Here is a 16,354-nt window from a genome sequence, read left to right as displayed (position 1 = left end):
CACTGAACTGTTATGGAACTGTTACATTGAATCCACGGTACGGCGAATCTTTCCCTATCCTATACCAAACAACGGAAAAAATCAAGATTTATTCGCTAGAAAAATACATTTGTGCGTATCACAAAGACATTTCCATTTTTTTGTATGCAACACCACCATTGCATCAGGAAACCAGGGACAATGCCACCTCCATCATCTGGGTAAAGCTGGTCTCCCTTTCCATGGCAGAGGTGGCTTCCCCGGTGACCATGGAATCCGATATGGTCAGCACGGCCAGGGCATTGACACCGGCCGCGGCCGCGTTGGCATAGAGGGCCGCCGCTTCCATCTCCACGGCCAGGACTCCCATGTCCGCCCAGGTCATTCCTCCCTGCACCTGTTTGGGCGGGGCATAGAACATGTCTGAGCTGAGCACATTGCCCACATGGAAGGACAGTCCCCGCTCCCTGGCAGCGGCCACGGCCCGCTCCAACAGGCCGTAGCTGCACACCGGCGAGTAATCGCCCGGCAGTCCGAACAGGCGCACAAAATTGCTGGTGGTGCAGGCCCCCATGGCAAACACCATGTCACGCACATGGACATCCGGCATCAGGGCCCCGGCCGTGCCCACCCGTATCAGGTTCTTACAGCCGTAAAAGTGGATCAGCTCATAGGAATAGATGCCGATGGAGGGACACCCCATCCCGGTGCCCATGACAGATACCGGCCTGCCCTTATAGGTTCCCGTGTATCCAAGCATGTTCCTGGTCCCGTTAAACTGCTTCACATCCTCCAGAAAATGCTCCGCGATATACTTTGCCCTCAGGGGGTCTCCCGGAAGCAGGATTGTCTCGGCGATTTCTCCTTTTTCAGCCCCGATATGGGGCGTGGGTGTATTAGATGATGACATGGCGTATACCTCCTTTTCTACAGCCGCACTTTGCTGCCTTTCCCGTCCCTCTTAGCCAGTTTCAGACGGTTTAAATGGACTTCCTTACCTTTGTAATCCACAATGGGATTCTCACCAATCAGATACAGCTTCTCCAGCTCCTCATTCTTGGACAGCCGGATGCCTCTGACGCCTCTGGATGCCTTTTTTAGCATGGATATTTCCTCCAGGGCAAACCGCAGGAACACGCCTCCTGTTGTCTGGATCACCACCTCGGTCTCGCCCTCCACCGGTATCACGGCCGCCAGTTCATCCCCATCCTGGAGCTTGGTGGCTGCCACCACCCGGTTATTGGTCTCAAATTCCTCCGCAGGCACCTGCTTTACCATGGCCATCCTAGTGGCGAATACAAATATCCTGCCCTTCATGTTCTCCGCGCTGGTCAGGTAAACAATGGTATCCTTGGCGCCGTCGAATTTACTCAGATTTTCAATGGGCGTTCCCTTATCCCTCAGCTTGCCGGCCGGCACATCCATGGCCTTAATCTGGTACAGGCTGCCGCTGGCCGCAAAGAGACAGATTTTGTCCGTGTTCAGACATTTCACCACATGTACCTGCTCATTGTCCACGGTTTCCCGGTTCCGATCATAGGTGGACTTATCTAACAGCTTGCAGTATCCGAACCGGTCCATCACAAAGACCGTCTCCTGGACAGCCACAGCGCTCTCATCGTACACTGCCTCAGGTCCGTCCTCAATCAGGGTGCGCCTGGGGGTGGCGAACTCAGCCTTGATGGCCGCCAGATCTTCCTTGATGACACGGTCCATCTGGACCCTGCTTCCCAGGATTTTCTTATACTCCGCAATCTTCCTTAGGGTTTCCTTGTGCTCCTTTTCCAGGGCCAGGATTTCCAATCCGATTAACTTATAGAGCCGCATTTCCAGAATAGCGGATGCCTGGCGCTCCGTAAAGGAAAGCTTCTTTGCGTCCTCCTCGAAACCCGGCACCTTGAAATGGATGTTGGTAACATCGCCTGTGGTCAGACACGCCCTGGCATCCTTTAAGTTTTTGGATCCCCTCAGGATGGCTATGATCAGGTCAATACAGTCGCAGGCCGCAATAAGTCCTTCCTGTACTTCCTTTTTATCCATTTCCTTCTGGAGAAGGACATTGTATTTGCGCTCCGTGTTCTCATACTGAAAGTTGAGGAAATTTCTCAGGATTCCCTTCAGGTTCAGAGTTTCAGGGCGGCCGTCCGCAATGGCCAGCATATTGACCCCAAAGGTATCCTCCAGCTTTGTCTTCTTATAGAGGATATTTTTTATCTTGTCAATATCCGCATCCTTGCGCAGCTCCAGCACGATGCGGATACCCTCTTTGTTGGACTGGTTGGAGATATCCACCACGTCCGTCAGCTTCTTGCTCTCCACCAGATCGGCCACATCCACCAGAAACTTATTGATTCCGGCGCCAATCATGGTATAGGGAATCTCTGAGATAATCAGCTTATCCTTGTCCGCCTTGCGCTTTCCAAGCTCCACCTCGAACTTGCCCCTGAGCTTGATTTTGCCCATGCCTGTCTCGTAAACTTGCGGCAGCTCGCTCTTATTGGCAATGACGCCGCCAGTGGGAAAATCCGGCCCCGGCATAAACTCCATCAGCTCCTGTGTGGTCACCTCCGGATTATCAATATACGCCTGGACCGCGTCCACCACCTCGCCCAGGTTGTGGGGCGGAATGCTTGTGCTCATGCCCACGGCAATGCCCTCCGCCCCGTTAATCAGCAGGTTTGGGACCCTGACGGGAAGCACCTCCGGTTCCTTTTCCGTCTCGTCGTAGTTGGGCACAAAATTCACGGTTTTATCCAGATCCTTTAAATAGACCTCCTCCGCAAACTTCTCCAGACGCGCCTCCGTATAACGCATGGCGGCTGCCCCGTCTCCTTCTATGGAGCCGAAGTTGCCGTGTCCGTCCACCAGGGCCATGCCCTTCTTGAAATTCTGGCTCATGACCACCAATGTCTCGTAAATGGAGCTGTCGCCGTGGGGATGGTACTTACCCATGGTATCGCCCACGATACGCGCCGATTTCCTGTGGGGCTTATCGTGGTCCAGATGGAGCTCCCTCATATCATAGAGGACCCGGCGCTGTACCGGTTTTAAGCCGTCCCTCGCATCAGGGATAGCCCTTGCAGTGATGACGCTCATGGAATAGTTCATGTAGCTTCTCTGCATTTCCTCACTGTATTCAGTCCGTAATATCTTTTCAGCCATGTTCTAATTGTCTCCTGTCTATGCGTCAATCTCCGCCTCGTCCGCGTGCTCATAAATGAACTGGCGGCGCGGTCCCACCTCGGTGCCCATGAGCATCTCTGTTATCTCCGTAGCCATCCTTGCATCCTCTATCTCCACCCGCTTAAGAACCCGGCGCTCCGGGTCCAGAGTGGTCTCCCACAGCTGTTCCGCGTCCATCTCACCCAGACCTTTATAGCGCTGCAGCGTAAAGTCGCCGGTATGGGTCTTCCTGTAACGCTCCAGCTCCTTTTCATCGTACAGATACTGTTCCTCCCCCCGCTTAGGGATCACCTTAAACAGGGGCGGCATGGCAATATACACATGACCGTCATAAATCAGTTCCGGCATAAAGCGGTAAAGGAAGGTGAGAAGCAGGGTGTCGATGTGGCTGCCGTCCACATCGGCATCGGTCATCAGGATGATTTTGTCATAGCGCAGCTTGGTGATGTCAAAGTCATTGCCGTATCCTTCTGAGAAACCGCAGCCAAAGGTATTGATCATGGTCTTGATTTCCGCATTGGCCAGGACCTTATCCATGGACGCCTTCTCAACGTTGAGGATTTTTCCCCTGATGGGCAGGATGGCCTGGTACTGGCGGTTCCTGGCAGTCTTGGCAGAGCCGCCGGCGGAATCCCCCTCTACAATGAATATCTCACACCTGGAGGCATCCCGGCTCTCGCAGTTTGCCAGCTTACCGTTGCTGTCAAAGGAAAATTTGGACTTGGTCAGCATGTTGGTCTTGGCCTTTTCCTCGGCCCGGCGAATCTTGGCTGATTTTTCCGCACAGCCAATGACTCCCTTTAACACCTCCACATTGCGGTCAAAGTAAAGCTGCAGCTCGTCCCCTGTCACCGTGAAAACGGCCTTGGTAGCGTCGGCGCTGGCCAGCTTTGTCTTTGTCTGTCCCTCAAAGATGGGGTCGGGATGCTTTACCGCGATAACGGCCGTCATGCCGTTCCTGGTATCGGCTCCCGTAAAGTTGGTGTCCTTATCCTTTAAAATGCCGATTTCCCTGGCATAGCTGTTAATCAGCGCCGTGAATTTGGTCTTGAAGCCAGCCAGATGGGTGCCGCCCTCCTGGGTAAAGATGTTGTTGCAGAAGCCCAGTATGTTCTCCTCAAATGTATCCACGAACTGGATGGCGGCCTCCACCTCCACCTTGTCCACGGTCCCTTTAAAGTAAATGGGGTCGTGTACCGGCGTCTTGCCGGAGTTCAGCTCCCGCACATAGGCAACAATGCCCTCCGGCTCATGGAAGGCCACCTTCTCCCCCTCTCCGGGCCGCTTGTTCTCATAATAAAGGGTCAGATTGGGATTTAAGTATGCAGTCTCGTGCAGGCGGCTCTTGAGCCATTCCGCTTTGAAGCGGGTTTTCTCAAATATATCGCCGTCAGGCAGGAAATTGATACAGGTACCGGTCTCCCGCGTCTTTCCAATCACAGGGAGAAGTCCGTTCTCCAGCTTGATGACAGGACGCCCCTTTTCATATTCATCGTGATAGATGAAGCCGTCCCTGTAAACCTTAAGGTCCATATGGGCCGACAGGGCATTAACTACGGAGGAACCCACACCGTGAAGTCCTCCGCTGGTCTTATAAGCGTCGTTATCGAATTTACCGCCTGCATGAAGGGTGGACAGTACGATTCTTGCGGCTGATATGCCCTTTTTGTGAAGCCCGACCGGAATACCGCGTCCGTTATCACGGACCGTACAGGAACCGTCGGCTTCCAATGTCACCCACACACTGCTGCAGAATCCGGCCAGGTGCTCATCCACCGCATTATCAATGATTTCATAAATCAGATGGTTTAACCCCTTGGAGCCCACACCTCCTATATACATACCAGGACGCTTACGGACCGCCTCCAATCCTTCCAGCACCGTAATACTGTCCGCGTTATATTGTTCCTTTGCCATTCTATTCCTCCATATTGCCATGTACAGATGCGTACATATGTTTCGTCTTATAGTATTAAACCATATTTAAATTGTTTTGGCAAGTTCCGGCCATGAGAAATTCCCGTATGCATGCGGATTCCCTTCTGTTTTCGGGATAATACCCGGACCCAATTCATGGAAATACATAGAAATTATTATGGAATTTTACAAAAATAAGAAAATACACTTGAATTTTCCAAAATACATGATATAATATCAGTGTTGTGCAGATGTAGTTCATCGGTAGAACACCAGCTTCCCAAGCTGGGGAGGCGGGTTCGATTCCCGTCATCTGCTCTTAAGGCCTTGCGTGTGCAGGGCTTTTTTGTTGTCCTGAATATGTGTTTTTATCTTCTGCTTTTTTCTTTCCCCAAAACAATAACAGGCCGCCCGGTCCGCTGTGACTGGGTGGCCTGTTATTATTATAATCCTTCTTCTCATTTTTTGCTTTTTCTATTCTTATCCCTCAAGAAATCCGGCTCTTTACAGCACCTTATCCAGAAAGCTCCTGGTCCGTTCCTCCCTGGGATTTCCAAACACTTCATCCGGGGTCCCTTCCTCTACAATGTAGCCGTCATCCATGAACACCACCCGGTCCGCCACCTCCCTGGCAAATCCCATCTCATGGGTAACCACCACCATGGTCATGCCGTCGGCTGCCAGCTGCTTCATGACCTCCAGCACCTCTCCTACCATCTCAGGATCCAGGGCGGATGTGGGCTCGTCAAACAGCATAATGTCCGGATTCATGGCAAGGGAGCGCGCGATGGCCACCCTCTGCTTCTGTCCGCCGGAGAGCTGTCCCGGATAGGCGTCCGCCTTGTCCGCCAGCCCCACGCGGGCCAGCAGCTCAAGGGCCTTCCTGCCGGCTTCCTCTTTTCCCATAAGCTTTAATTCCGTGGGAGCTAACGTAATGTTCTCCTTCACCGTGAGATGAGGGAACAGGTTGAAATGCTGGAACACCATTCCGATGTTTTCCCGCACTTTATTAATGTTGGTGTTAGGGTCGGATATGGGATGGCCGTCCACCACCACATGGCCGGATGTAATCTTCTCAAGTCGGTTCATACACCGCAGAAACGTACTTTTGCCGGAACCGGAGGGGCCTATCATACATACAACTTCCCCCTCTCTTATCTCTATACTGATGTCCTTAAGGACTTCCAGCTTTCCGAAATTCTTTTTCAGGTTATGTACTGAAATCTTATTTTCCATAGGACACTCTCCTCTCCACATACTTGGCAATCCTGGACAGAATCGTGCAGACTACCAGATAAAACAGGGCCACGCAGATCCAGATGGGCATAACCATGGAAGCGGAATTGGCCGCAATAATCTTGCCGTTCTGGGTCAGCTCCCTGGGTCCGATGACAGACACAAGGGATGTGTCCTTCAGGGAGATGATGAACTGGTTGATGATGGAGGGCAGCATGGTCCTGAATGCCTGGGGCAGGATTACCTTGCGCATGGCCTTGCCGTAGGAAAGTCCCAGGCTTCTTGCCGCCTCCATCTGGCCCTTGTCAACAGCCTCGATGCCTCCGCGGATAATTTCCGCCATATAGGCACCAGCGTTAAGGCTCAGGGCCACGCAGCCCGCCGTAAACGCGCCGCCTATATTGCTCCACTGGAAACCATATGGCTTCAGGACGCTTCCCACACCGTACATCATAATCATGACCTGTACCAGCAGGGGCGTGCCACGTATAATGTCAATATAGACATCGGAAATGAGTTTTAATATCTTAAAATCCGAGACCTTGAACAGGCCGAAAATAACACCCAGAACCGTGGCGCAGAGCAGAGATATCACGGTCATCTGCAGGGTGATTCCCAGAGCCTTAAAAAATGATGGGTAATACTGTGTTATGATGTTTACAATCTGCATACTATCATCCTTTTCTAATTATTCGTTGACGTGCGTCATTCCAGGGATATCCTTCCATGCCCATGGAACGTTATAGCCAAATTTAAAGCACTTAAGCAAAACCGCTATGGCCTTAGTGTAATTGCTTTAAATTCATCCATAACCCGCCGGCATTGAAAAGACGGCATTAACGCCGTATGTAAAAGCACCGGCATTGAGGCGCCGGCCCTGCATTCAGCAGGAACCGGCGTCTGGCAGCACTGCCTGGGGTTTTGTCCGGCAGTCCTTATTTTGCAATGTAAGTATTCAATATCTCATCGTATCTGCCGCTTGCCTTGATGTTCTCCAGTCCCTTGTTGAACATCTCCACCAGCTCCGGATTAGCGCCCTTTAAGGTTGCGAAACCATAGGAGGAACCCTTCTCCATGGGTGTGGGAAGTGTGAGGCCCAGTCCCCTGGAGATCTCATAGCCGATAACAGGATAATCCTCAAAGCAGGCAACTGCCTCTCCTGCCAGAACGGCCTGATACATATCAGATGAGCTCTCGTACTGTGTTACCTCAAAACCATACTGCTCCGCAATGGACTCCGCAAAGGTGCAGCCCTCTGTACCAATCTTGGCAGCCACCTTCTGGTCCTTTAACTGGTCATAGGAGGTGATATCGGAATCAGCCAGGACAGCCATGCCTACGCCGGAATCATAGTAGGGCTCTGAGAAGTCATATTTCTGCACCCTCTCATCCGTGATGGACATGCCTGCAATCACGCCGTCGCACTCACCGGCCTCCAGGGCAGTCACTGCCGCGGAGAATCCCACCGGAACAACCTCATATTCAAAGCCCTGGTCCTGGGCAATTGCCTGTAAGATATCCAGGTCAATACCTACCAGCTCTCCCTTCTCATTCTCAAACTCAAAGGGGGCAAAGGTAGTGTCTGTGTTGATGATGTACTTCTTGCCTGAGGCAGCCGCGCTGGTCTCCCCGTCAGCTGCTGTGTCAGCCGCCGTGGTATCTGCTTTTGCCGCAGTCTCTGCTGCCGTTGTGCCGGCTGCTGTAGTCTCCGCCGGCTTGGAGCCGCATCCCGCCACAGTGAATGCCATGATGGCAGCCATGGATAACGCCATAAATTTCTTCATAATTACTTCCTCCTCTACTGTTCTAAATAAAATAAGGGTGACTTTAATACATCCTGTCTCCCTTGACCTGTGATGCGCCTGCATCATTTTAACTACTATATCACAAAGATATGTCAAAGTCAACTTGTTGTGGCAGTTACAATCTAAAAATTGTACCATTTTCACAAAAGCAGGACCGCACTGTCCTTATGCACAATGCGGCCCCTTATATGCCAGACCTTTCCTGCCTTATCTTCGGACCGTATCCCCCTATCTCACAGGAAAACGCTCCACAATCGCGCCTGTATGATAGGCCTCCAAAAGCATTTCAAGGTCTTTAATCTTTGTCTTAAGCTGTTTGCCCACATCCGTGTCTCCCACCAGCTTCCGGCTGGACACACGTTTTACAATGGTGCTCTCCGAGTGTATGTCGCTCTCCTTCTCAATTGCGGCCTCCGTGGACTCAAAGGGCTCGTGGGCCGCCAAAATCAGCCCGTAGGAATTATAGATCAGTGTATATCCTGCGATTCCCGTCTCTTTCTGGTAGGCCCTGGAAAAGCCGCCGTCAATAACCAGCACCTTTCCGCCGCATTTTACAGGATTCTCCCCGTTCTTGGACTTGACCGGCACATGGCCGTTGACAATATGGCCCTCCTGGGGAGACAGGCCGAATTCCTCCAGGATGCGGCCCACCGTATCCTCATCCTCCAGCATGCAGTAATACGGATTCTTTTCCTCCCTGTGTGTCTCCTTGTCCGCCAGAAAATAGCGCTCAAAGGTAGCCATCTTATCCTTGCCGAACAAAGGCGAATCCTGATGAAGCCAGATATACCAGCATATATCCCTGCCCCTTGCCCGCTCCACCGGGTCCACTGCCATGAACGCCTTTCTCACATAACCGTCCAGGCACTCATAGAGGCTTTTTCCCTTATATTTCTGTCCGTATATGTCCACCTCTTTAAAGCTGCCGTCCCTGTTTAAGGGGATACAGCCATGATACAGAAGGTTTCCGTTATATACCTTGTAAAGGCTCCCCTTTGCCAGCAGGAAGCGCATATGCTGCTGAAGCTTTTCACAATTCTGAAACGCGGCCGCAAGGCGTTCCATGATAGCGTTCTCCTCCGCTGTAAGCCTGTAAGGGTCTGCCGGGTCAATGGTGGGAAAATGGCTGTCCAGCATCTCCCGCTCGCCGCCTTCCAGCAGTATGGTCCCCCTGTCCAAATTAATGCGGTGCAGCAGATTCCGGCCATCCAGGCAGAATTCCTGATGTTCCTTTATGATTTGGCCCTCCACCTTGAACTGGATAATGGATATGGCCTTGTGCATCCTGATATTCAGTTCCGTCTCACTGGGGCTGCATGCGTTGGCCCCCTTAAGCTGAAAGCAGGCGCATGGATCGCTTCCATAGGTGTCCAGAGCAAAGGTTGCCAGAGGCAGCAGATTAATGCCGTAACCGTCCTCCAGGATATCCAGATTGCCATATCTGGCACAGATGCGGATTACATTTGCAATACATCCCTTCTGACCGGCAGCCGCACCCATCCACAGCACATCATGGTTCCCCCACTGGATATCCAGGGAATGATAGGTCATCAGCTTGTCCATAATCATGTGGGGCCCCGGACCCCTGTCATATATATCCCCCAGTATATGTAAATGGTCCACAATAAGGCGCTGAATCAGTTCACAGAGAGCCACGATGAACTCCCCTGCCCTTCCTACACGGATAATGGTCTGTATGATGGCATTGTAATAAGACTCCTTGTCCCTCACATCCACCTTTTCCGTAATCAGCTCCTCAATCACATAGGCAAACTCCTGGGGCAGGGCCTTTCGCACCTTGGACCTGGTGTATTTGCTGGCAGCGCGCTTGCTCACCTCGATAAGGCGGTACAGGGTAATCTTGTACCAGTCCTCCTTGTTCTTTACATGTTCCAGTATCTGGGCCATCTTCTCCCTGGGATAATAAATCAGGGTGGCCAGAGTCTGCTTGTCCTGGCTGCTCAGGGTGTTGCCGAACACGTCGTTTACCTTGCGCCGCACAGCCCCCGAACCGTTTCGCAGCACATGGGAAAACGCCTCGTACTCACCGTGGATATCCGTGAGGAAATGTTCCGTCCCCTTGGGCAGGTTCAGGATTGCCTCCAGATTAATCACCTCTGTGGAAGCGGCTGCTATGGTTGGATATAATTCCGCAAGCCGTTCCAGATACCTTGTCTGCATATCACTCATTGCTTTCCTCCCTCAATGCTTATATGTTGTTTTTACTCCTCCCTGTCCCTGTCAACATAATGCTTATTTTCTTCATCAATATAATCCAGGCTCAGATAATCCTCTGTCCTGGCAGATAAATCCTTCTTCCTCAGCGCGCCGCTCACATAGGTGGCAGTCAGTCTGTAAATGACCGCAAACAAGGGCACCGCAATAATCATTCCCACAAATCCGAACAGGCCGCCGAACAGCAGGATGGAAAACAGTACCCAGAAGCTGGGAAGTCCCGTGGAATCCCCCAGGATTTTAGGTCCCAGGATATTGCCGTCAAACTGCTGGAGCACCAGGATGAAGATAAGGAAATACATGCATTTCATAGGGCTTACCAGCAGGATGAGAAATGCGCTGGGCACGGCTCCGATAAAGGGGCCGAAAAAGGGAATCACGTTGGTCACTCCGATAATCACGCTGACCAAAAGCACATAAGGCATCTTTAAAAACTGCATGGCAAAAAAGCACATGATACCAATAATCAGAGAATCCAACAGCTTTCCGGTTATAAAACCTCCGAATACGGAGTGGGCAAAACGCACCTCGCTCACCAGCCGGTTGGCGTCCTTAAGCTTTAGCAGGCTGTAGACTATCTTCTTGCTCTGGGCGGACAGGGTGTCCTTAATATTGAGAAAATATACCATGACGATGACGCCAATCAGTATGTTCTTGACAACGGTAACCACGCTTAAGAGGCCGGTGGAAAGCTCACCGATGATTTTAGACATATTGGGCACCAGGTCCGTGGTCAGCCAGTTCTGGAACTCCGTGGCCGCCTGCTCATAAAATGGCATGATAGTCTGTTCAATGGTGGGATTGTCCTCAAACATCTTCATGAGCCAGAGGCTCAGGTTATTGATATTCTCCCCCAGGCTCTCCTGGAGGCCGATGATACTGGTATAAATCTGCGGAATCACCATCCAGAACAATCCGCAGACAATGGCAATGAGCAGCAGCAGGCTCACCAGTGTCCCGGCCGCCTTTGCCAGGCTGTCTGCCGTGTGTCCGTCCTTAATACAGCGTTTCAGTTTTTCTGCGGTATAGGCCCTGGTCTTGTTATAGATGGGAAGCATCAGATAGGCCAGCACCGCCCCGTAAATAATGGGCATCAGTATGGACACGATTTTTCCCACGGCCCTTGATACGATTTCGAACCGGGACAGGAAAAATCCAAAGGCAACGCTGCAGGCAACCACGGATAACGCAGTGGTTCCCCAGTATATATAATTTTTAAATCTTGGGTTTTTCATACATCTTTACTCCTATGTCTAAAGTATTCCGTCATTTCGGCAAGTCATTCACCCATATATCATATCATAAGCTGAAACTAACAGCAATTAGGTTTTAAATTACAGTGTCTGTTCCGAGAGGATTTTCACGAAATCTTAACAGGGAGGACAAAGCAGGATTTTTGTGGTATGATATTCCTATCTTTGAAAAGAGGTGTTGAGACATGTCTTATATCATAAAAATGGCCCTGGACATCAAAGCCCGTTTTGAGCCTCCGGCTCCCATGACCTCCCCGTTAGAAGCCTACTGTGCCATCGGAACCATTGCCAGGGCAATGAAGCTGGGGATGCCGGAGCGAAGGGATACGCTCTTTGAGATGCGCGACCAGCTGGATGAGGATCTGGGGGGCAATGAGCCTGAGGACAGCCGGATAGCCAAGATACACGCCATCCTTAAAGGCTTCATACGAAATGAGGATACCACGGACCAGATGATGGAGTACGTAACATACGGCTATGAAAATGAGAGGTGACACGAATGAGAGGTGACACGATGGAACATAAAGTGGCCAACGGCCCTGCCGTACTGGGATATGCCCTTAAGCCGGCTTCCATGTTCCCATGCCGTTAAGATACTTATGGATTAACGATACTACTCTCCCATTTTTGATACTTCGTGACAGCACTTCAATCAGCTTACTCTGGCACACGGTATCGAAGAACTTTTCCAAGTCCATGTCTACCACGTACACATATCCGTCATTCACATTTGTCTGGCATTGTTTTAGGGCGTCATCCCAGTTTTCTGAACTCGCCTTTTGGTTCTTTGGGTATCTCTACCCTCCGGACTGGGTTGGGTTTATATTTCCCTTCCTTTATCTGACCGATTAGTTGCTCTTGGTTCTCTCTGAGAAGCGGTAGAAGTTCATCCACGTTCATCCCATCGCCCCCGCCTGCTCCTTTGTTCGATTTTACTTTCTTATAGGCTTTAGGCGGATTAGGTTTCACCCATTAGAAACGTACGCCGCAAGGCGCATAAGAAAAAGAAAAACCCTTGCAGACACAAGGGTTTTTCAATCAAGCCACTGGCCGGACTCGAACCGGCGACCCACGCATTACGAATGCGTTGCGCTACCAACTGCGCTACAGTGGCATCCGAGCAATTGCCATTCCTTTGATGCAACAAGGCTGCTGCCTAAGCAACAGCCTTGCCATCATGACCTGACCGGGAATCGAACCCGGGTTTACGCCGTGAGAGGGCGTCGTCTTAGCCGCTTGACCATCAGGCCTTAAAGGTAAATCGAGGCGACGTGATTCGAACACGCGGCCTCTGCGTCCCGAACGCAGCGCTCTACCAAACTGAGCCACGCCTCGATACCTTTGGTAGTATAATACATTTATTCCAGAAAGTCAACCATAAATTGTCAAAGTTTTTAAAATAATTATGATAATTTCCGAAACCCCCCAGTTACAGGTTCTGTACTACACTTCTACTGCGGTAAATCCAAGGTCGTCTAAAATCTCCACAGCCTTGGCCTCACAGTCCGTATCCCCGTCAATGGTCACTGTCTTGACGGACAATTCCACGGTATTCTTAATACCTGCTCCGTCCAGTCCCTTCTTAATACGATTCACACATCCATCGCACATCATTTCCTCGCACTTATAAGTTTTCATATTCATTCTCCTTTTCTGTTATTATATTAACAGGCCTTCCCTGCCCTCTGACGGCAGGGACGCCACCCTGTCCGCCTGTCATGATTTCCTTAGAAGTTCATCATTCATAGATACTGTCATAATCATAGTTTGCATAAAAATCCGTGATTCTATCAAAATAGCGGTCCACATTATCGTCTGTAAGCATATGCTCTCCTGCCGCCATCCATTCCAGCAGCTGATCACCGATGTCCTCCGAGTAGTGAATCACATCCATATAGTGGTCCAGATTGCAGGTAATGTCAAACTGATCGTCAAACGCAAAGAGACGGATATTTCTGCACTCCAGCAGCATACGGGCCATGAGGCGGTATCCCTCCATCTGCCGTTCAAACTCCCCTTTTACCATCAGCTCGCTGTCCCACCAGCTGATGCTGTAGGGCGGAATAAAGTAGTAAAAGGTGACCTGGGGATTGGCCCTCGCCGTGGCCAGCACATTCTGCTCCAGATTCTCCATGACCATACGGCTGTCTTCTTCGGTAAAAGGGGCTGTTTCATTTTTCTGCGGCTCCCGCTCATATGTCTTTAAGACAGCCTCCCTGCCCCAGTCCCGCTCCGGTGCCCAGTGCATGTATTCGTCAAAGGTGGTGGTCTGCTCACCTGCCCTTGTCCTGGCAAAGACGCCCGGAATGGTACCGAATATCACTTCCTTGTTAAAAATATAATTCACATCATTGAAGGGGTTTCCATCCGTCAGATAAGCCGGGGAAGGGGCTGCCGGATTCCACTGGTCCTTTGGATAAAACAGGAAGCTCCTGTCCAGGCTCCTGCACACCACCCTTACTTGGGGGTTATAGGCAAGGGCCCGGCCCACAGCCTGGTCCACCTCCTTATAATATCCTCCCGCATATGGTATTTTGACAGATGTCACGCCGAAGAGGCTGTCAAACCGGCTGGCCTTGAAATTCTCCATCATGGATGTTCCTGTAAGCACTGCGTCGTATGTAAAATTGCGGCTGATACCGTCATTCTGGTACCGTTCGCTGTCAATGGGATATGCCAGCTGTCCAAGGGGCTTGTGGTAGTGGAAAAAAGGGTCCACGCAGACCACCAGTCCGCCCAGCATAACCAGCATGGCCAGTACGGCTCCCATGGTAAACCACAGCCATCTGCCATACCCCATGTTTTCTGTCCCATTTTCCTGCTTTTGTGTCTCCAATATAATCTCTCCTAGCTGTTTATTCAAAATAAGCCTTATTAAAATTCAAAATAAATGAAGCCGGATATTCCTGCCAGAGACAGGACCGACCAGACCAGAAGGACGGCTGTTCCCGCTCCCCTGAGAAAGGTGGGGCGAAGCTCTGTCTCGCCCATATTCCTGGCGTTCATCACCAGGCAAAGCACGATTCCATACAGCCCCAGCACTGTAAATACCCGGTGTTCTGTCAGCCAGAGCGGCAGTTCCACCATCTTAAAGCTGTCCATGAAGGACGGATTAATCTGCATGTTTCCAAAATCCAGCAGCCGTTTAAAAAACAGCTTTGCCTGGGATATGCTCTCTGACCGGAATATGACCCAGGTCAGGTTGACAAAAAGAAACGTGACCATCCACTGGAAGGCCGTGTGCAGCTTCTCCCACTGCCGTTTAAAGGCACGGTTAAGGACCTGGGCAGCACCGTGAAGCGCCCCCCACAGGATAAAGGTCCAGGCAGCGCCGTGCCAGAAACCGCTTACCAGGAATACCGCCATAATATTGATATAGGTGCGCAAATTTCCCTTCCTGCTTCCTCCCAGAGGAAAATAGATATATTTTCTGAGGAAACGGGTCAGGGTCATGTGCCAGCGCTTCCAGAATTCCACCGGAGACAGCGCCTTATAGGGGGAATTAAAATTAAGGGGCAGTTCCAGGTTAAACATCCTGGAAATTCCCATAGCCATGTCACAGTAACCGCTGAAATCAAAATACAGCTGGAAGGTGTAGGCCAGCATGACCAGGAACGCATCCGTGGAGCTGAGAATCTCCACCTGGGCATACCCCCAGTTTACCGGTCCCGCGAAAAACTCCGCCAGGATGACCTTCTTAAACAGTCCCACGGCCAGTATCATCAGTCCCTGGGCCATATTCCGGGAATCCGCCTTCAGGCGTGAAGGGTCCTTAAGCTGTGGGATAAACTCCCCGTGCAGGAGAATCGGTCCCATGGCTATCTTGGGAAAATACACGGTAAACAGGAAATAATCCCAAAAACTGTAATCTCCTGTCTCCATGCGGAAGGAGTCAACCAGCCACGCAATCTGCTGGAAGGTAAAAAAGCTGATTCCCACAGGAAGGAGAAGCCTTGTAAAGGCAATGTCCTTTCCCAGAAACGCGTTCAGGTTCTCTATAAAGAAATTCGTGTATTTAAAGTAAAAAAGCAGGGCCAGATTGGCGAATATGCCAAATATCAGAAACATCCTCCTGCCAGGCCTGCCGCCCGTCTTGCCATCCGCCTTGCCATCCCCTTTGCCTGTCTCCTTATTTTCTTTCCCTGCCAGCATCCTGGAAACAGCCCAGTTAAACACCGCGCTTCCCACAAGAAGTCCCAGATACCATGGATTCGCGTACGCGAAAAATACCAGGGACATGGCGGCCAAAAATCCTCTTGCCCATGTATGGCGCTTCATCCGGCACAGCCCTAAATATCCTGCCAGCACAGCCGGAAGGAACAATAATAAAAATAAATATGAATTAAACTGCATGTATCTTTCCGTTTCCTTTATCTCAGGTTTCCTGTTATTTCATCATCTTCTGCAGAGTCCTGCAAAGCTCCTCCACCGTGGCATCGCTGTCGCCGCGGCGGATATCATCCACCACGCAGGTCTTGATATGGCGCTCCAGAAGCACCTTGTTAAAGCTGTTGAGCGCTGCCTGGACCGCTGCCACCTGGGTGATGATGTCCACGCAGTAGCGCTCATCCTCCACCATGGACTTGATGCCTCTTATCTGTCCCTCTATCCGGTTCAGCCGGTTCATGAGACCGCGTTCTTCCGACACTTCCCTGTGTTTATGGCGGCAGGTGCAGCCTTCTTCCTTATTCATGTATTCCTCTCCTTTTTACCTTCCTGTTCCCCCTGGGAACCGCCCCTATCCGG

The 16,354-nt window shown here is 51.1% G+C and carries 14 protein-coding genes and 4 tRNA genes; 2 read left to right on the top strand and 16 right to left on the bottom strand.

What is annotated here, in order from left to right:
• Window positions 1-163: 163 nt before the first annotated feature.
• The 3 genes from deoD to G614_RS0108385 are packed head-to-tail and all read right to left on the bottom strand — an operon-like array spanning window position 164 to window position 5,079.
• The gene (deoD, locus tag G614_RS0108395; protein WP_027641610.1) at window positions 164-889 is read right to left on the bottom strand and encodes a purine-nucleoside phosphorylase; all 726 of its coding nucleotides are present in this window, start codon (window positions 887-889) and stop codon (window positions 164-166) included.
• 17 nt (window positions 890-906) lie between these two features.
• The gene (locus G614_RS0108390; RefSeq protein ID WP_027641609.1) at window positions 907-3,141 is read right to left on the bottom strand and encodes a DNA gyrase/topoisomerase IV subunit A; all 2,235 of its coding nucleotides are present in this window, start codon (window positions 3,139-3,141) and stop codon (window positions 907-909) included.
• A gap of 18 nt (window positions 3,142-3,159) precedes the next feature.
• Window positions 3,160-5,079, bottom strand: a complete 1,920-nt coding sequence (locus G614_RS0108385) for a DNA gyrase/topoisomerase IV subunit B (protein ID WP_027641608.1) — start codon at window positions 5,077-5,079, stop codon at window positions 3,160-3,162.
• A gap of 247 nt (window positions 5,080-5,326) precedes the next feature.
• Here G614_RS0108385 and G614_RS0108380 point away from each other — a divergent pair.
• Window positions 5,327-5,397 (top strand) — tRNA-Gly (locus tag G614_RS0108380).
• Between the two features lie 186 nt (window positions 5,398-5,583).
• Here the strand turns inward: G614_RS0108380 and G614_RS0108375 are convergent.
• The 5 genes from G614_RS0108375 to G614_RS0108355 form a co-directional block, all read right to left on the bottom strand.
• Window positions 5,584-6,315 (bottom strand): amino acid ABC transporter ATP-binding protein, encoded by a 732-nt coding sequence (locus tag G614_RS0108375; protein WP_027641607.1) that lies wholly within the window; start codon window positions 6,313-6,315, stop codon window positions 5,584-5,586.
• Window positions 6,305-6,985 (bottom strand): amino acid ABC transporter permease, encoded by a 681-nt coding sequence (locus G614_RS0108370; RefSeq protein WP_027641606.1) that lies wholly within the window; start codon window positions 6,983-6,985, stop codon window positions 6,305-6,307. The genes G614_RS0108375 and G614_RS0108370 overlap by 11 nt, the downstream gene beginning before the upstream one ends.
• Before the next feature lie 265 nt (window positions 6,986-7,250).
• Entirely contained in the window at window positions 7,251-8,099 is an 849-nt protein-coding gene (locus G614_RS0108365; protein WP_027641605.1) for a transporter substrate-binding domain-containing protein, read from the bottom strand.
• A gap of 249 nt (window positions 8,100-8,348) precedes the next feature.
• Entirely contained in the window at window positions 8,349-10,310 is a 1,962-nt protein-coding gene (locus G614_RS0108360) for a fructose-bisphosphatase class III (RefSeq protein ID WP_027641604.1), read from the bottom strand.
• A gap of 32 nt (window positions 10,311-10,342) precedes the next feature.
• Window positions 10,343-11,590, bottom strand: coding sequence for an AI-2E family transporter (locus tag G614_RS0108355; protein WP_027641603.1), 1,248 nt, complete (start codon window positions 11,588-11,590; stop codon window positions 10,343-10,345).
• A 203-nt stretch (window positions 11,591-11,793) separates the two neighbouring features.
• Here G614_RS0108355 and G614_RS0108350 point away from each other — a divergent pair, with 203 nt between their 5' ends.
• Window positions 11,794-12,102: a DUF3837 family protein gene (locus G614_RS0108350; RefSeq protein ID WP_027641602.1), complete on the top strand. Its 309-nt coding sequence runs from the start codon at window positions 11,794-11,796 to the stop codon at window positions 12,100-12,102.
• Window positions 12,103-12,361: 259 nt separating this feature from the next.
• Here G614_RS0108350 and G614_RS33620 read toward each other — a convergent pair whose 3' ends face one another.
• The 8 genes from G614_RS33620 to G614_RS0108305 all read right to left on the bottom strand — a co-directional run bounded on the left by G614_RS33620 (window position 12,362) and on the right by G614_RS0108305 (window position 16,301).
• Window positions 12,362-12,508 (bottom strand): hypothetical protein, encoded by a 147-nt coding sequence (locus tag G614_RS33620; RefSeq protein ID WP_330366783.1) that lies wholly within the window; start codon window positions 12,506-12,508, stop codon window positions 12,362-12,364.
• Window positions 12,509-12,649: 141 nt separating this feature from the next.
• A tRNA-Thr gene (locus G614_RS0108340) sits at window positions 12,650-12,722 on the bottom strand.
• Window positions 12,723-12,786: 64 nt separating this feature from the next.
• Window positions 12,787-12,858: transfer RNA gene (locus G614_RS0108335), tRNA-Glu, on the bottom strand.
• Between the two features lie 11 nt (window positions 12,859-12,869).
• Window positions 12,870-12,943 (bottom strand) — tRNA-Pro (locus G614_RS0108330).
• 108 nt (window positions 12,944-13,051) lie between these two features.
• Window positions 13,052-13,246, bottom strand: a complete 195-nt coding sequence (locus G614_RS0108325) for a heavy-metal-associated domain-containing protein (protein ID WP_027641601.1) — start codon at window positions 13,244-13,246, stop codon at window positions 13,052-13,054.
• 100 nt (window positions 13,247-13,346) lie between these two features.
• Window positions 13,347-14,444 carry a hypothetical protein gene (locus G614_RS0108315; protein ID WP_027641600.1) on the bottom strand — a complete coding sequence of 366 codons (1,098 nt, stop codon included), beginning with the start codon at window positions 14,442-14,444 and terminating at the stop codon, window positions 13,347-13,349.
• A gap of 38 nt (window positions 14,445-14,482) precedes the next feature.
• Window positions 14,483-15,961 carry an MBOAT family O-acyltransferase gene (locus tag G614_RS0108310; protein ID WP_027641599.1) on the bottom strand — a complete coding sequence of 493 codons (1,479 nt, stop codon included), beginning with the start codon at window positions 15,959-15,961 and terminating at the stop codon, window positions 14,483-14,485.
• Window positions 15,962-15,995: 34 nt separating this feature from the next.
• Window positions 15,996-16,301: a metal-sensing transcriptional repressor gene (locus tag G614_RS0108305; protein ID WP_027641598.1), complete on the bottom strand. Its 306-nt coding sequence runs from the start codon at window positions 16,299-16,301 to the stop codon at window positions 15,996-15,998.
• Window positions 16,302-16,354: the final 53 nt, after the last annotated feature.

This window comes from [Clostridium] clostridioforme AGR2157, assembly GCF_000424325.1.
In the GTDB taxonomy this organism is placed as follows: Bacteria; Bacillota; Clostridia; order Lachnospirales; family Lachnospiraceae; genus Enterocloster; species Enterocloster clostridioformis_A.
Note: the sequence above shows the minus strand (reverse complement) of the source record. Positions and strands in the feature narration are given on the sequence as shown.

Coding starts and splice junctions, on each gene's coding strand:
- G614_RS0108375 (WP_027641607.1), bottom strand. CDS start 6,315: ATGGAAAATAAGATTTCAGTACATAACCTGAAAAAGAATTTCGGAAAG.
- G614_RS0108370 (WP_027641606.1), bottom strand. CDS start 6,985: ATGCAGATTGTAAACATCATAACACAGTATTACCCATCATTTTTTAAG.
- G614_RS0108310 (WP_027641599.1), bottom strand. CDS start 15,961: ATGCAGTTTAATTCATATTTATTTTTATTATTGTTCCTTCCGGCTGTG.
- G614_RS0108360 (WP_027641604.1), bottom strand. CDS start 10,310: ATGAGTGATATGCAGACAAGGTATCTGGAACGGCTTGCGGAATTATAT.
- G614_RS0108355 (WP_027641603.1), bottom strand. CDS start 11,590: ATGAAAAACCCAAGATTTAAAAATTATATATACTGGGGAACCACTGCG.
- G614_RS0108365 (WP_027641605.1), bottom strand. CDS start 8,099: ATGAAGAAATTTATGGCGTTATCCATGGCTGCCATCATGGCATTCACT.
- deoD (WP_027641610.1), bottom strand. CDS start 889: ATGTCATCATCTAATACACCCACGCCCCATATCGGGGCTGAAAAAGGA.
- G614_RS0108325 (WP_027641601.1), bottom strand. CDS start 13,246: ATGAAAACTTATAAGTGCGAGGAAATGATGTGCGATGGATGTGTGAAT.
- G614_RS0108305 (WP_027641598.1), bottom strand. CDS start 16,301: ATGAATAAGGAAGAAGGCTGCACCTGCCGCCATAAACACAGGGAAGTG.
- G614_RS0108390 (WP_027641609.1), bottom strand. CDS start 3,141: ATGGCTGAAAAGATATTACGGACTGAATACAGTGAGGAAATGCAGAGA.
- G614_RS0108385 (WP_027641608.1), bottom strand. CDS start 5,079: ATGGCAAAGGAACAATATAACGCGGACAGTATTACGGTGCTGGAAGGA.
- G614_RS33620 (WP_330366783.1), bottom strand. CDS start 12,508: ATGAACGTGGATGAACTTCTACCGCTTCTCAGAGAGAACCAAGAGCAA.
- G614_RS0108350 (WP_027641602.1), top strand. CDS start 11,794: ATGTCTTATATCATAAAAATGGCCCTGGACATCAAAGCCCGTTTTGAG.